Here is a 13514-nt window from a genome sequence, read left to right as displayed (position 1 = left end):
TGGTCCTTCCTTCAGGCGCGTCCGTGGCTGACCCGGCTCTGGCGGGCAAGCGAGTCAACGATGACGGCGATGGCGAGCACTCCGCCGGTGATCATGTAGCGCAGCGACGACGAGAGATTGAGCAGCGTCAGCCCGTTCGAGATCGCCTGAATCACGAGGATGCCGAGCAGCGCCGAGAATGCGCTGCCACGGCCGCCGAAGAGGCTGGTGCCGCCGATCACCGCCGCGGCGATGGCGTTGAGGTTCACGTCGCCGGTGCCGGCCTGCTGGCTCGACGTCGCGAGCCTGGCCGAGGCGAGCACCCCGCCGAGCGCGGCGAGCGTCGAGCAGAGCACGAAGGCCGAGACATTCACCCGGCGCACGTCAATGCCCGACCGGCGCGCGGCCTCGGAGTTTCCGCCCACGGCGAACATCGACCGGCCCCACTGCGTGCGGGTCAGCGCGTAGTTCATCGCGAGAACCAGCGCCACGAACAGGCCGAACATCCACGGAATGCCGCGGCCGAGGTTGAGGTAATAGACCGCGAAGAGCAGCGCCGCGGTCAGCGCCACCGCCTTGACCAGCAGCACACTCAGACCGGGCGTCGAGAGGTTGGCGGCCTTCCGACGCGCCATCGTCCTCAGGCCCAGCACCACGAGCGTCACCCCCGGCAGCAGCGCCAGCATGTAGGACAGCCAGTCCGGCATGACGTAGATCTGCCCGAAGCGCACCAGCACCGAGGCATAGGGCAGGTTGATCGAGCCGGTCGGCCCCAGGATGTAGAGCTGCACCCCCAGAAGCGCCAGAAGCCCCGAGAGGGTCGAGACGAAGCTGGGCATCCCGAAGCGGTTGAGCAGCACGCCGTAGATCAGCCCGACCAGCGCCCCCACGCCAAGCGCCGAGGCGATGGCGGCGGGCAGGGGCCAGCCCATGTTCACCCACAGCACCCCGATCAGTGCCGAGGCGAGCCCGCTCATCGAACCGACGGACAGGTCGATCTGGCCCAGCATCAGCACGCAGACGATACCCAGCGAGATGAAGCCGACGGTCGCCGCGTCGAACAGCAGGTTCACCAGGTTGTTCGGCGCAAGGAACACCGGGTTCAGCGTCGAGAACACGGTCGAGATCACCACAAGGCCCACGACCACCGGCAGCATCCCCAGATCGCCCGAGCGCACCCGGTCGAAGAACGAGCGCAGGGCGCCAACAAGCCCCTCGTCGCGCCGGAGCCGGGTGTCGCCGCGGTCGAGCGCTTCGGTTTTCGGATCGGTCATTCCCGGACCTCCTGCTTGCGCGCATGACGGCGCGAGACGGCGTTCTCGGTGGCGCCGGTGATGGCGGCGACCAGCTCGTGGTTCGAGGTATCGGCGGTGAAGATGCCGTTGTTGCGCCCCAGCCGCAGGACGACGATGCGGTCGGCGACCGCGCGCACGTCCTCCATATTGTGGCTGATGATGATGACGCCGAGGCCGCGATCGCGGACACGCTCGATCAGGTTCAGCACCTCGGCGGTCTGCGCCACGCCGAGCGCGGCCGTGGGTTCGTCCAGCATGATGATCCTGGGGTCGAGGAGCAGCGAGCGCGCGATGGCCACCGTCTGGCGCTGCCCGCCCGACAGCGAGGCGATCGGCTCGCGCACCGACGGGATGCGGGCGGCGAGTTCGCGCAGCAGCGTCCAGGCGCGGACCTCCATCGCCACCTCGTCCAGCCGCCAGGGCGACATCTCGTGGCCGAGAAACAGGTTGGCCACCACATCGAGGTTCTCGCAGAGCGCGAGGTCCTGGAACACCGTCGCGATGCCGAGGCTGAGCGCCGCGCTGGGGCTGTCCAGCGTCACCGGCTGGCCGTTGAACTCGATGGTGCCGGCAGTCGGCTGGTGGACGCCGGCCAGCACCTTCACCAGCGTGGACTTGCCCGCGCCGTTGTCGCCGACCAGCGCCACGACCTCGCCTGCATGCACGTCAAGTTCGATGTCGCTCAGCGCCGAAACGGCGCCGAACTGCTTGGAGATCCCGCGCAGCCGCAGGATGGGCTGGCCGCGCCCGGGGGCCTCGCCGGAGATCAGGGTCATCTCGCTCTGCCTCTGCTGGAGGAGGGCGCCCGCCGCAGCGGGCGCCTTCAGGTCACTGGATGCCGAGCTTCGCGCAGCCCTCGGCATATTCGCCGGTGCAGATCTCGGCCGCGGTCTGGATGCCCTTGTCGAAGATCTCGGCCTTGATGTTCTCGGCCGTGACCACCGCGGGCACGAAAAGCTCGGCCGGGGTGTCGTAGAGCGTCGTCTTCGCTTCCGGCGTCTCGCCCTTCAGGAAGGCGACCGCCACCTTGGCCGCGGCCTCGGCCACGATCTCGGACGGTTTCGAGATGGTGTTGTACTGGTCGCCGGAGATGATCAGCTGCAACGCCGCAATGGTCGCGTCGTTGCCGGTCACCGGCGGTACCGGGTCCACGCCCGCCGCCTTGAAGGCCGCGATGGCGCCGCCGCCGGTGCCGTCGTTCGCGGCGACCACGCCCTTGATCTCGTCGCCGAAGCGGGTGATCTGCCCGGCCGCCCATTCCTGCGCCTTGGGCGGCGCCCAGTCCGGCGTGTCATACTCGGCCAGCGTCTTGTAGCCCGAGGCGTCCAGCGCCGCGTCGATGCCGTCGCGGATCAGACCGGCCGCCGCGTCGGTGGGCGAGCCGTTGATCTGCAGGACGCCCGCGCCTTCCGGCACGCCGGTCGCCTTCAGGTGATCGACCAGCGACTGCGCGATGGCCTGCCCGATGCCCTTGTTGTCGAAGGAGACATAGTAGTCGGCCGGCGTCGAGGGGATCGGCCGGTCATAGGCGATCACCTTCACGTCCTGCGAATGGGCGATCTCGACCATCGAGGCGGCGGCGGCCGAGTCAACCGGGTCGAGCACGACAATCTTCGCGCCCTGCGCCACCACAGAGTTGAACTGCTGCTGCTGAAGCGCCACGTCCCCGTTGGCGTTCTGGTAGATCACCGTGCAGTCGGGGCAGAGTTCGCCCATCGACTTCTGGAAGCCGGGGAAGTCGTGCTCCTCGTAGCGGGTCGAGGCCTGGTCGGGCATCAGGAAGGCCACGGTCGCGGCCTCCTGCGCGAAGGCGGCGGTGCCGAGCAGCGCTGCCACGAGGCCCGGGGCCGCAGCCAGGGCGAAAGGTCTGATGGTCATGTCTCTCCTCCACAGGTCAGGCGCCTCCGGGCCGACCGGGATGGAGATAGAACGCGCCGCGATCCGGACCATCGTCCGGAGCGGATGAGGCCGCATGGAACCCGCGGCACCTGTTCTTCTCCTCCCTCCGCCGCCGGACTGGCTGGCGCTATCGATTGCGCAAGGCTGCGCAATCGATGTAGCATGATTGTAACGACGTCCCCCGGATGTCAAGATGCTCTGAAGGGGAAGGGAAGGAACCCGTGAGCGAGAAGAATGCGCCCGGTCCAGCGTCGCGGAATGCGGCCCGCAGGACAACGATTTACGATCTTGCCGCGCTGGCGGGCACCTCGGCCAGCGCCGTCAGCGCGGTGCTGAACGGCACCTGGAAGAAGCGCCGGATCAGCGAGCGCCTGGCCGAGCGCGTGATGCGAGTCGCCGAGGAGCAGGGCTATTCGGTCAACCTGCAGGCCAGCGTCCTGCGGCGCGACAAGTCCAACATCATCGGCATGATCATGCCGAAATACGACAACCGCTACTTCGGCGCGATCGCCGAGCAGTTCGAGGCGCGCGCGCGGGCGAGGGGTCTCTTCCCCGTCATCACCTGCACGCAGCGCGACCCCGAACTGGAATTCGAGGCCGCGCGCGAGATGGTCTCGTATCAGGTCGAATGCCTGATCGCCACGGGCGCCACTGATCCCGACCGGATCAGCGACTTCTGCGCCTCGGCGGGGGTGACCTCGATCAACCTCGACCTGCCGGGAAGCCGGGCGCCCTCGGTCGTGTCGGACAACTTCGGCGGCGCGCGGGATCTCACGCACCTGCTGCTCGATCGGCTGCCGTCGCATCCGCTGCTTTTCATCGGCGGCCGGCCCTCGGACCACAACACGGCCGAGCGCATCCGCGGCTTTCGCGCCGCCCATGCCGACCGCGGCATCGCCCTGCCGGCCGAGGCGATCCTTGCCTGCGGCTACGCCGCCGAGAAGGCCGAGGCCGCCCTGTCCGCGCGTGGCACGCCCTTGCCGCGCGGCCTGTTCGTGAATTCCACCATCACGCTCGAAGGCGTCGTGCGCTGGCTCAGGCGCCAGTCGCCGGCGCCCGACGTGCAGATCGGCGCCTTCGACTGGGACCCGTTCGCCGCGCTCCTGTCCGACTGCGTGGGAATGGTCGAGCAGGACGTGGCGCGCATGCTGGAAGAGGTGTTCCGCCTGATCGGCACCCGGGCCGATCCGCAACTGCGGATCGAGGTGCCGACCCTGTTGCGGCGGCACATCTGACCGCCCGGCCCTGCATGCGGGGAAGTGGTGGTTGCGCCCGGATCGCGAGGGCGGCGCGCTCCGGGTGCGGACGGTGCCCCGCCCCGGGAGCGGCACGCGGGCGGCGCCTTGAGCCCGCTCCGCGCGCGGACGGTGCCGCGGCTGTGTATGGCCTGCCCCTGCCGACGGGGTCGCCGGTCGCGGGGCGGCGAGGGTCGGGAGGCGCCGCTGGCCTCCACGTCGGGGCGGCCGATCACATTGTCGCGATCGCCGACAACGGGCGGGTGTTTGCGGCCTCTCCGGTGTCACCTTGTCGATGGACGGGCTGGTCTTCCGGCCCCGGTGCAACATCTCGACTCGGGGAGGTGATCGCCATGCCGCTTCGCAGTCTTCTTGACAGGGCTCACGGATGGCGACGCGCGCTGACCTGCGCCGCCCTCATCATGCTGGGTGCGACCGCGGCTGCCGCTGCGCCCAGCACCTACTCGATCGATCCCGAGGGGTCGCAGGTGCAGTTCTTCGTGGACTTCGGAGAGGACGAGATCAGCGGCAACATGCGGCTGGTCCGGGCGGATCTCCAGCTCGACCTGCGCAATCCGGCGCGCTCGCGCGTCGACGTGGCGGTCGACGCGAGCCACGCAACGGCCGGGTTTCCCTTCGCGACCCAGGCCATGCGCGGCCCGCGCATCCTCGACAGCGCGAACCATCCGCTCATCACCTTCGCCAGCAAGCGCGTGGTGGCGCTCGGCGCGTCCAATGCCCGAATCGACGGCGACATCACGATCCGGGCCGTGACCCGCCCGATCAGCCTCGCTGCGAAGATCTACCGGGCAAGGGACTCGCAGCCCGGCGACCTGTCGAAACTGACCATCGTGCTGACGGGAAAGGTGCCCAGGTCGCAGTTCGGCGCCACCGGATGGGACGATCTGGTGGGCGACGAGGTGCGCCTTCGCATCCTTGCCCGCATCCACCGGGTGGACTGAGATGGGCGCGCGCAACACCGCCCGGGACTTCGGCTGGGTCACGCGGCTGATCCACTGGCTGACGGCGCTCGGCGTCATCCTGATGCTCGCGCTCGGCACCTACATTGCGAGCATCCGGCCAAGCCTCGGGAACCTATGGCTTTTCGGCCTGCACAAGTCGCTGGGGCTGTCGCTTTTCGCGCTGACGCTCGCGCGTCTCTCGTGGCACCTGCTGAGCCCGCCGCCCGCGCCGCTGTCCGAAGGCGTGCCGCGATGGCAGGTCACCGTCGCACGTGCAGTGCACTGGATGCTCTATGCGCTTCTGCTGGCCATCCCGCTGTCGGGCTGGATCGCGAGCGCGGCAACCGGGATCGACGTGGTGCTGTTCGGCCGCTTAACCCTGCCGCCGATCGTTCCGCCATCCGAGACACTCGACCGGCTGTTCTTCCGCGTGCATGGCGTGCTGACGAGCCTGCTGGCCGTGCTGATCCTGTTGCATGCGGGCGCGGCGGTGCATCACCACCTGCTCCGGCGTGACCGGACGTTGCGGCGGATGATCGAAGGCTGAACACGGACCCGGCTGAGGGGGGCCTTTTCCCACCCTCGCGCGGCCACATGTGGCGCACCCTCGTGGTGGGACGGCAGGAGCCGCGATCGGCGGCGCGACCCCTGCCGATGAGGCCGACAGGGACAGTTAGGCGGCCTTCACCTCGATGCGGCGTTCCTTCTCCATCGACTCGGCGGTCTTGGGCAGGGTGATGCTCAGGACGCCCTTGTCGTAGCGGGCCTCGACCTTGTCCGTGGCGATGCCGCCGGGCAGGCGGAACAGCCGCTGGTAGTTGCCGCGGCTGCGCTCGCGCAGATGATAGCCGCCGACGTCCTCCTCGTGTTCCGAACTGCGTTCCGCACGGATGGACATGGTATTGTCCGAAATGCGGACCTCGATGGCGGCGGGGTCGAAGCCGGGAAGCTCGGCCTGAACCTCGAAGCGGTCGGGCCGCTCGATCAGGTCGACGGCCGGCACCCCCATTCCGAAAGTCGGCCATGCCGCCGAGGCTTCGACACCACGTTGCCCGCGGTGGAACGGCAGGCGGAAGTCGGGCCAGTCGATATCGCGGCGCAGCCGGTCGAACTGCTGCATCACATAGGCGAGCGGCTCCCACTCGCGCGGCGGCGCCGAAGGAGATGAAGTCTCGTGTCGGACGTCGACATTCGTCTCGTTTGTCATCGCATCTCTCCCGGTGATCGGTCTGTCGGGTCTGACCCGGACGGCCCGCCTAGACCGGGTGCTGCCACGGGATTGTCCCGACTTGCGGCCGCACCCGATCCACGCCGGCAAGATGATTCATGCGCCCGGGCCGGGCCGGGCTCATTGACGACGGTCATGATGTCCGGCCGGATGCAGTTCGGGCTCCGGCTCGGGAAGGCAGTCGCCGACATCGGCCCCGCCGAGTGCCGCCGTGCCGAAATCCGCATCCACGCCGCCCTTCTTCAGCAGCGGCCCCGCGTCCCAGATGCGGAAGCGCGCCGGATCGAGGATCCGGAGGATGCCGTCGTCCTGCAGGCGGTGCAGGATCCGGCTGATCGATTCGACCGTGATGCCCAGAAGGTCGGACAGGTCTTGCCGTGACAGAGGGACCGCCACGATCTCGGAGCCGTCGGGCTGGGGCTGGCGCCCCAGGATCCGGCCGCCGCCAATCGACAGGAAGGCGCAGAGCCGCTCCTCTGGCTTCAGCGCGCCGAGGATCCAGGTCAGCCAGCGCATGCGCTCGAGATGGACCATCCGGCCCAGCAGGCAGGCCCGGCGCAGTTCGGCGCTGGCCTCCATCGCGGCCCGGAAGTCGGTGAGACGCATCTGCGACAGCGTCGCCTCCGTGCAGGTCTCGATGCTCAGGCCGCGGCGTCCCTGGAACTCGTCGCCGACAAGATCGCCCGGAAGCAGCAGCGCAAGGATCTGGCGCTTGCCGTCGACGCCCATGCGCTGGACCCGAAGGATCCCGCTGCGGACCAGCCAGACATGGTGCGGCGACTCGCCTTCCCGGCAGAGCGTCGCGTCCCGGCCCAGGCTGATCACCCGCCCGACGAGGGCGGGCCGTGCAGGCTCCTTGTCCGGAATGGGCGGCGCCTCGTACCGGCGCCTCGGCTTTCTCGCGTTCGTGCTGCTGCAGACCTCTTCCACATGCCCCTCCCCGGCGCCCCTCCCGACGCACTCTCTCCCATCCTGAGAAAGATTCGCCGGGGTGCAGCCTCGCACCGGCAGGTTCACCTGCATTAATTTGCATCAATGCAGGTGAATCTTATCCCGCCCAGAGTGGCGCTGACGAAGGCGGCAGGACGGATGATGGAAGAGAAAGCAGCACCCGGTTCGCGAGAGGGCAGAGCAGCCTCCGCGGCAGGGGCAAGTGCGTACCAGACCCTGCTTGGCAAGGCGTCGGAAGATTGCCGCGCGGCGCTGACTGCCATGGCCGTGGCACGCGAGGTCCGCGCCGGCACGGTTCTGGCCGAGGACGGTCAGCCGCTGGCCGAGGTGGGCTATGTGCTCGAGGGCACGCTGGGGATGGTGAAGCTTCTGCCCGACGGACGGCAACACATCATCGGGCTTCTGGTTCCCAACGACCTGTTCGGACGGGTATTCGACGGCCCGCCGAACTTCCGGATCGTCGCGCTGTCGGACGCCCGGCTTCTGACCTTTCCGGTTCCGGCCTTCCAGGCGCTGCTCGAACGCGAGCCGGAGTTGGAGCGGCTGTTCCTGATCCATGTGCTGGACGAACTCGATGCCGCGCGCGAGTGGCTTCTGCTGATGAACGGGCTGAAGGTGATCCAGAGGGTGGCGTCCTTCCTGATCATCCTGTCGCGCCGCTCGCCCGCCGCAGGGGTGGTGGAGGTCGTCATGCCGCTGAGCCGGAAGGATCTGGCGCATTACCTCGGCGCGCGACCCGAATCGCTCAGCCGGGCCTTCGGCGCGCTGGCCCGGATGCGGGTGATCGAGGCGGTGGATGCGGGAACGGGGCGCTACCGCATCCTTGATCCGAAGCGCCTCGTCCAGATCTCGGGGCAGGACCTCGTGCTGGGTTGAGGTCGCGTCAGGCGTCACGTGACGAGCCTCAATGCCGATGCCCGGGCAAACGGGCATCCTCCGGCGGCCGGCTGGTGCACGGAGGCGTGAGGATGAGCGTCAGGTCCGATGATGTCTGGGTACTGGTGATTGATGCCACGCGCGCCCGCATCCTGAGGGGCATCGGAGAAACCGGCCAGCCCCTGATGCCGGAACTCGTGCTGAAGGCCGAGTCGCGGCATCTTCGTGACATCATGTCGGACAGCGGAAAGCGGAATGCAAGACGCGGAGAGCCCCGGAAGGAAGAGGCGACCGATCCGCTTCTGGAGGACGAGCGGCAGTTCCTGCGCGGCGTGGTGGCGGTGCTGGAAAGCCATCGCATGGCGAACGAGATCCACCGGCTTGCCGTCTTCGGCGACCTGAGGTCGCTGGCCATGCTGCATGCGATCCTTCCGTCGACCCTCGGCAGGCTGCTGCTTGCCGAGATGCCGCTGGACCTCGTGAATGTCTCGCCGCAGGACCTGCCGCATGTGGTGCGGGACCATCTCGCCTCGCGGACCTGATCGACCTGCGACGGGGGCAGGGCTCCGCCGCCGTGCCGTCCGCGGCGGGCGACCCGACAGCCGGTGCCTCGCCAGAAGCCGCAAGGTGCCCGTCGCCCCAACGGAGCCGGCCACCTTGCGAGGCTGCTCCACTTCCCGCTCAGGGACGCTCCAGGAAGAAGCGGACCAGTTCCGCCGAGGCATCCGGGCCGGCGGGATCGGTATAGGAGCCCGCCCGATTCCCGCCCGCCCAGGCGTGGCCCGCCCCGTCGACGCGCCAGACCTCGGTCAGCACCCGCCCGGTGGAGGAGGAAACCGTCTCCCGCGTGTAGGACCGGCCGGCCGGCGTCCGACCGGAGTCGAGGTTGCGGCTGCCCTCGGCCCGTGTCGCCGCGAGGATCGCATCGGCATTCGACGGATGGACCGTCCCATCGGCCAGGCCGTGGAAGACGATGGTGCGCACGGGGATGGCCGCGGGCCGGCGCCCCGCCGTCTCACCCCGCATCGCGGCAAAGGCCGAGACGACATCCTGCGCGGCACGCGGAGGCAGGCCCGAATGGATGCCCACCGCCGCGAAGACATCGGGGTGGGCGGCGCCCAGCGTCGCCGCCATCGCGCCTCCCGCCGAGAGCCCCGCGACAAAGACCCGCTCGGTCCCGATCGAGAATTCAGCCGCGACCTCGCGCGCCAGCCCCGACAGCAGGGCAGGCTCGCCCTGTCCAGCCTCCTGGTCGCCCGGTCGGAACCAGTTCCAGCAGCCCTGCGCGTTGTGGTTTCGCGTCTGGTGCGGATAGGCCACGATCAGCCCGTGGCGCTCGGCGTGCGCGTTCATGTTGGTGCCGGCCGCGAAATCGTCCGGGTCCTGCGTGCAGCCGTGCAGCATCACGACAAGGCCCTGCGGCCCCTCGGGCAGGGCCGAGGGCACATAGAGCATGTAGTCCCGCGCCCCGTGCCGGCAGGAGAACGAGCGCCGCTCGTAGCGGCTGCCCTCGACCGTCGCGGGGCGCTGCGCCGGACCCCTAGGCTGCCGCGGCGATGCAGGCTTCAGCCGGCTCAACGCATCGACGACCTCACGCAGGCCGCGGCGGGGGACGGCGGGGCGAGGGGCCGGTGCGGGGCGCGGATGCGGGCGATCCTCGAGGATCTCGGCATCCTCGACCTGCCTGTCGCTTGCGGTCGGGGCGGCATGCCGGGCTGCGGGCCGTTCCGGCGCGGCATCGGCGCGCGGCGCGAGCGCCGACTGGATGGTCCGGGTGGCCTCGCCGGGCTGGCCGGCACGAATCTGCTCAAGCGCCCGGCCCATGGCCGTCGCAAAATCGATCTTCATCGGTGTTTCCTTCCGGAACTGCGCGTCTGCGCTAGCGAATGCGGTCCCTCAGGGCCGCCTTGATCTCGGGGGACGCCTGCAGCGCGCCGAGAATGGTGATGGAGCCGATGGTTGCCCGTGCCAGCTCGACCGGAACATCCGGCGCGATCCGGGCGAGCCCCACGATCCTGATGTGCAGGACCTCGCCGGCGGCAAGCGCGGCTTCGAGATCCTGTCTGGTGACGTCGCGCAGGCCAAGCTCCAGCGTGTGCCGCGCGATCGAGCGGCTCAGCGCATCTGCCTCCGAGGTGAGCTGGTTCCGGATCGCCGTCCTGATGAAGTCGCTGCGATTGGAGTAGAAGCCTTCCTGCACGAGCAGGTCGATACGCCCCAGATCCACCGGACCAAGGTTGATCGTGATCTTCTCGCTTTCCGCCGATCGTTGGGGAGGCGCTTCAGCCATGCCGTTCTCCATCCATGTGGATGGTATATAGATGGCCGTTGGCTTCTGGCAAGGTCGGAGATGCAAGGCTGCGGCTTTCGTCGGATCAGGCGAAGCGCGAAAGCCTTCGGCGCTGATCCTGGCGGCCAATGAGCCGGCAAGGTTCCGCATCCAGCCATGCCGAAGGGGTGCGGCGTCAGTCCTTCGATGCCGAGCCTGGCTTTCGCTGAGCAGCCCCATGGCGCATTTCGGCCCCCCTCGCGACGTGATCCGGGGCAGGGCATCAGTCTGCGGGCTTCCCCAGCATCTCGATCTCGACGGCTGGTTCCTGCAGTCGCTTCATCAGGGAAGCACACCACCTTTGCCCGTGGCGGGATTCGGATAAGCAATGTTATGTAATTATGCTGGTGAGACTTGAGACTGCCTTGAAGCTGCGACCTGCAGTTGAAGGTGGATCGAGGCGACCAGCCCGCGGCCGATAGAAATCCGCAAAGTCCGGCACCGGTCAGGCCCGCGCCTCCTGTCACCATGGCGCGGTTCAGCAGCCTCGGCAATGGTCCGGCGGTTCGCCATGGCTTGCGGCACGCGTTTATGGCAGGAAGTCGCCACGCGACCCGAGGGAAGACATGACCGCCGCTTTGCATGACCGCAGCCTTTCGCGCGCAGCCGATCCTTCGGCGCGTCTGCCGGCTTGTACGACACGAGGCGTTGCGGGCGGAGCTCCCACTCCTTCCGCTGCCTGACGGCTTGACCCTACAAGTGCGTGCCATGTCCGCCTCCGCCCGAAGCCTTGGCCTGACCGCCGTGATCCTCGCCGCAATCCTCTGGGGAACGGCCGGCACGATCCAGACGCTGCTTCCCCCCGAACGCGAGCCGCTGGTCGTGGCGGCGATCCGGCTGTCCGTCGGCGCACTGACCCTCGGGCTGATGGCGGTCACGGTGGCGGAAAGCCGGCGAGCATTCAGACGCCTGCCGCTGCGCCCCGTCATCGCCGCGGGCGCAGCCATCGGCCTCTACAACCTGCTGTTTTTCGTGGCCGTGACGATGGCGGGCGTCGGCGTCGGCACCGCGATCGCCATCGGCAGCGCGCCGATCTGGGTCACCCTTTACGAGGCCGTCGTGCTGCGACGGCTGCCCACCCCGCTCAGGGCCTTCGGCCAGGCGCTCTCGATCCTCGGCGCCGTGCTGCTGGTGGTGGACAGGCCGACGGGCTCCGCGGCGCTGTCCGGCATTGCGCTGGCGGCCATTGCGGGCGCGGCCTATGCGGCCTATTCGCTGGCCACCGGCCGGATCGGCGGGACTGTCCCGCCGGGCACCCTCGCCGCGGCCACCTTCGGCACGGCCGCGCTCGTGACGGTGCCGGTTCTCTTCATCCTGCCGGTCGGCTGGGCCGCCGATCCTGACGCATGGCCCGCGCTGCTGTTTCTGGGGATGGTCACCACCGGCGTGGCCTATGCGTTTTTCACGCGGGGCCTCGCCCGGCTGACGACCTCCACGGCGGTGACGCTGTCGCTGGTCGAGCCGCTGACGGCGTGGCTGCTCGCTGTCTTCGTGGTGGGCGAGACCATGACCGGCGCGGGTCTTCTGGGCGCGGTGCTGGTCTTCGCCGGCCTCAGCGTCGTCACGCTGTCACCGGCGCGGCCGCTGCCCGCCACCGGCTGAGGGCGCCCTCTACGACCTTGGTCTGAGTCGTTTTTGGCTGCAAAGAGCCGCCCCGGGTGAAGCGAATCAATTTTTCCACAAGAATTCGTCGGCTTGACGCCGCGGCACGGCATCGCGCCGCAGGCTCGCAAGATCAGTCCCTTGCAGGGAATTATTCAACAATGGCACGGGATTGGGCTGCAGTTGCAGCGCAGATCGTGATTGACTTCCCGCCGGCTTGGCAGAGACTTGCCGCGTCGCCTTGGCGACAGTGGTGCAGGAGGAGGAGGACTGCCCCATGACAGATGAAGCGAGCGTCCGGCGCGCCGGGGTTTTTCACAGCCGAAGGCACCGGGCACATGAGGACCTGCGCAGCCCCACACCGCATGCGGCCGACCGGCTGGCATGCTTCCGCAAGGCGGCCGGGCTTTGCACGGGCGAGCAGGAAATTGACGCACACGGGCGCATCGTCTGCGCCTGCGCCGAGGTGCTGATGGCGCCTTCGCCCGGTCGGGTGATCGACACCTTCACGGATCTCGGCCTGACGGACGAACAGATCGGCCGCTACTTCCACATTCCGACCCGCTGCATCACGGCGCTGCGCCAGTCTGCCTGAGCGGACCGGCGCGGGCGCCGGCCCGCCTGACGTCAGGGCTTGCGGCCCGCCGCTGCCTCGAGCAGCAGTGCCTGCTCTGCCGTCCGCCGCATCAGGCATTCCGAGGCGACGACCATCCGGTCGGGCTTGCCGCGGCGGCGCATCGCCTCGAAGAAGCAGCGCTTCTCGCTCCAGTCCTTCCAGGCGGCCTGCATGAGTTCCAGATCGTCCGTCATCCGCGACCCGCCTTGCGAGATGGACTTCGCGAACTCGACATCCCGCAGGGCGGCCTCCTTCATGGCGGCGTCATAGGCCTTCGACATGCGGTCGCGCCACCAGTTCGCCTCGGCCGCCATGCAGGCCGCCTCCTCGACCTCGGTCGCGCCCCGCGTCTCGCGGCGGCAGAGGTCGGCGGCAAGGCCGATGCAGGCGGCAGCCCCACCGGGGACGGCCCGCTCGTCAAGGCATTCCTCGGTCTTTTCCGGGTAGAACGGGATCGGCTGCGCGGCGAGACCGGCAGGCGATGCCAGCATCAGAAGCGTGAGGGCAATGCGGGGCGACATGGGCGACTCTTCCTGACCAAG

At 68.9% G+C, this 13514-nt stretch carries 15 protein-coding genes; 7 read left to right on the top strand and 8 right to left on the bottom strand.

The window, feature by feature from the left end:
* Nucleotides 1-11: 11 nt before the first annotated feature.
* Genes CK951_RS16555 through CK951_RS16545 form a run of 3 tightly spaced genes read right to left on the bottom strand, consistent with a single transcriptional unit; the run spans nt 12 to nt 3152 of the window.
* Nucleotides 12-1253, bottom strand: a complete 1242-nt coding sequence (locus CK951_RS16555; RefSeq protein WP_096787372.1) for a sugar ABC transporter permease — start codon at nt 1251-1253, stop codon at nt 12-14.
* Nucleotides 1250-2050 carry an ATP-binding cassette domain-containing protein gene (locus tag CK951_RS16550; RefSeq protein WP_096787371.1) on the bottom strand — a complete coding sequence of 267 codons (801 nt, stop codon included), beginning with the start codon at nt 2048-2050 and terminating at the stop codon, nt 1250-1252. Before CK951_RS16550 ends, CK951_RS16555 begins: the two co-directional genes overlap by 4 nt.
* A gap of 52 nt (nt 2051-2102) precedes the next feature.
* On the bottom strand, nt 2103-3152 hold the full coding sequence (locus CK951_RS16545) for a sugar ABC transporter substrate-binding protein (RefSeq protein WP_096787370.1): 1050 nt from the start codon (nt 3150-3152) through the stop codon (nt 2103-2105).
* Nucleotides 3153-3394: 242 nt separating this feature from the next.
* On the opposite strand from CK951_RS16545, the gene CK951_RS16540 reads away from it, so the two are divergent.
* The 3 genes from CK951_RS16540 to CK951_RS16530 all read left to right on the top strand — a co-directional run bounded on the left by CK951_RS16540 (nt 3395) and on the right by CK951_RS16530 (nt 5917).
* Complete coding sequence (locus CK951_RS16540) at nt 3395-4408, top strand: LacI family DNA-binding transcriptional regulator (RefSeq protein ID WP_096787369.1); 1014 nt, start codon at nt 3395-3397, stop codon at nt 4406-4408.
* A gap of 353 nt (nt 4409-4761) precedes the next feature.
* Nucleotides 4762-5370, top strand: coding sequence for a YceI family protein (locus tag CK951_RS21125; protein ID WP_157764603.1), 609 nt, complete (start codon nt 4762-4764; stop codon nt 5368-5370).
* A gap of 1 nt (nt 5371) precedes the next feature.
* Nucleotides 5372-5917, top strand: a complete 546-nt coding sequence (locus CK951_RS16530) for a cytochrome b (RefSeq protein WP_096787367.1) — start codon at nt 5372-5374, stop codon at nt 5915-5917.
* Between the two features lie 126 nt (nt 5918-6043).
* Here CK951_RS16530 and CK951_RS16525 read toward each other — a convergent pair whose 3' ends face one another.
* On the bottom strand, nt 6044-6577 hold the full coding sequence (locus CK951_RS16525) for an Hsp20/alpha crystallin family protein (protein WP_096787366.1): 534 nt from the start codon (nt 6575-6577) through the stop codon (nt 6044-6046).
* A 141-nt stretch (nt 6578-6718) separates the two neighbouring features.
* Nucleotides 6719-7528 carry a Crp/Fnr family transcriptional regulator gene (locus tag CK951_RS16520; RefSeq protein ID WP_232520768.1) on the bottom strand — a complete coding sequence of 270 codons (810 nt, stop codon included), beginning with the start codon at nt 7526-7528 and terminating at the stop codon, nt 6719-6721.
* A gap of 282 nt (nt 7529-7810) precedes the next feature.
* Between CK951_RS16520 and CK951_RS16515 the strand changes: the two genes are divergently transcribed.
* A complete protein-coding gene (locus tag CK951_RS16515) occupies nt 7811-8425 on the top strand; it encodes a Crp/Fnr family transcriptional regulator (protein ID WP_232520767.1) in 615 nt (204 codons plus the stop codon).
* A 92-nt stretch (nt 8426-8517) separates the two neighbouring features.
* Complete coding sequence (locus CK951_RS16510) at nt 8518-8967, top strand: host attachment protein (protein WP_096787363.1); 450 nt, start codon at nt 8518-8520, stop codon at nt 8965-8967.
* Between the two features lie 139 nt (nt 8968-9106).
* On the opposite strand, the gene CK951_RS16505 is transcribed toward CK951_RS16510, so the two are convergent.
* Both CK951_RS16505 and CK951_RS16500 read right to left on the bottom strand, forming a co-directional pair.
* Nucleotides 9107-10273 (bottom strand): PHB depolymerase family esterase, encoded by a 1167-nt coding sequence (locus CK951_RS16505; RefSeq protein ID WP_096787362.1) that lies wholly within the window; start codon nt 10271-10273, stop codon nt 9107-9109.
* Nucleotides 10274-10304: 31 nt separating this feature from the next.
* A complete protein-coding gene (locus CK951_RS16500) occupies nt 10305-10715 on the bottom strand; it encodes a CopG family transcriptional regulator (protein ID WP_096787936.1) in 411 nt (136 codons plus the stop codon).
* A 747-nt stretch (nt 10716-11462) separates the two neighbouring features.
* Between CK951_RS16500 and CK951_RS16495 the strand changes: the two genes are divergently transcribed.
* Nucleotides 11463-12356, top strand: coding sequence for a DMT family transporter (locus CK951_RS16495; RefSeq protein ID WP_096787361.1), 894 nt, complete (start codon nt 11463-11465; stop codon nt 12354-12356).
* A gap of 277 nt (nt 12357-12633) precedes the next feature.
* Nucleotides 12634-12951: a hypothetical protein gene (locus CK951_RS16490; protein ID WP_096787360.1), complete on the top strand. Its 318-nt coding sequence runs from the start codon at nt 12634-12636 to the stop codon at nt 12949-12951.
* Nucleotides 12952-12983: 32 nt separating this feature from the next.
* Here the strand turns inward: CK951_RS16490 and CK951_RS16485 are convergent, their stop codons facing one another.
* A complete protein-coding gene (locus CK951_RS16485) occupies nt 12984-13493 on the bottom strand; it encodes a lysozyme inhibitor LprI family protein (RefSeq protein WP_096787359.1) in 510 nt (169 codons plus the stop codon).
* Nucleotides 13494-13514 lie beyond the last annotated feature (21 nt).

Source organism: Rhodobacter sp. CZR27 (genome assembly GCF_002407205.1).
Taxonomy (GTDB): domain Bacteria; phylum Pseudomonadota; class Alphaproteobacteria; order Rhodobacterales; family Rhodobacteraceae; genus Cereibacter_A.
Note: the sequence above shows the minus strand (reverse complement) of the source record. Positions and strands in the feature narration are given on the sequence as shown.

What these genes read in the sequence shown, in the direction of transcription:
- CK951_RS16555 (WP_096787372.1), bottom strand. Translation starts at nt 1,253, where the DNA reads ATGACCGATCCGAAAACCGAAGCGCTCGACCGCGGCGACACCCGGCTC.
- CK951_RS16550 (WP_096787371.1), bottom strand. Translation starts at nt 2,050, where the DNA reads ATGACCCTGATCTCCGGCGAGGCCCCCGGGCGCGGCCAGCCCATCCTG.
- CK951_RS16545 (WP_096787370.1), bottom strand. Translation starts at nt 3,152, where the DNA reads ATGACCATCAGACCTTTCGCCCTGGCTGCGGCCCCGGGCCTCGTGGCA.
- CK951_RS21125 (WP_157764603.1), top strand. Translation starts at nt 4,762, where the DNA reads ATGCCGCTTCGCAGTCTTCTTGACAGGGCTCACGGATGGCGACGCGCG.
- CK951_RS16530 (WP_096787367.1), top strand. Translation starts at nt 5,372, where the DNA reads ATGGGCGCGCGCAACACCGCCCGGGACTTCGGCTGGGTCACGCGGCTG.
- CK951_RS16525 (WP_096787366.1), bottom strand. Translation starts at nt 6,577, where the DNA reads ATGACAAACGAGACGAATGTCGACGTCCGACACGAGACTTCATCTCCT.
- CK951_RS16515 (WP_232520767.1), top strand. Translation starts at nt 7,811, where the DNA reads ATGGCCGTGGCACGCGAGGTCCGCGCCGGCACGGTTCTGGCCGAGGAC.
- CK951_RS16510 (WP_096787363.1), top strand. Translation starts at nt 8,518, where the DNA reads ATGAGCGTCAGGTCCGATGATGTCTGGGTACTGGTGATTGATGCCACG.
- CK951_RS16505 (WP_096787362.1), bottom strand. Translation starts at nt 10,273, where the DNA reads ATGAAGATCGATTTTGCGACGGCCATGGGCCGGGCGCTTGAGCAGATT.
- CK951_RS16500 (WP_096787936.1), bottom strand. Translation starts at nt 10,715, where the DNA reads ATGGCTGAAGCGCCTCCCCAACGATCGGCGGAAAGCGAGAAGATCACG.
- CK951_RS16495 (WP_096787361.1), top strand. Translation starts at nt 11,463, where the DNA reads ATGTCCGCCTCCGCCCGAAGCCTTGGCCTGACCGCCGTGATCCTCGCC.
- CK951_RS16490 (WP_096787360.1), top strand. Translation starts at nt 12,634, where the DNA reads ATGACAGATGAAGCGAGCGTCCGGCGCGCCGGGGTTTTTCACAGCCGA.
- CK951_RS16485 (WP_096787359.1), bottom strand. Translation starts at nt 13,493, where the DNA reads ATGTCGCCCCGCATTGCCCTCACGCTTCTGATGCTGGCATCGCCTGCC.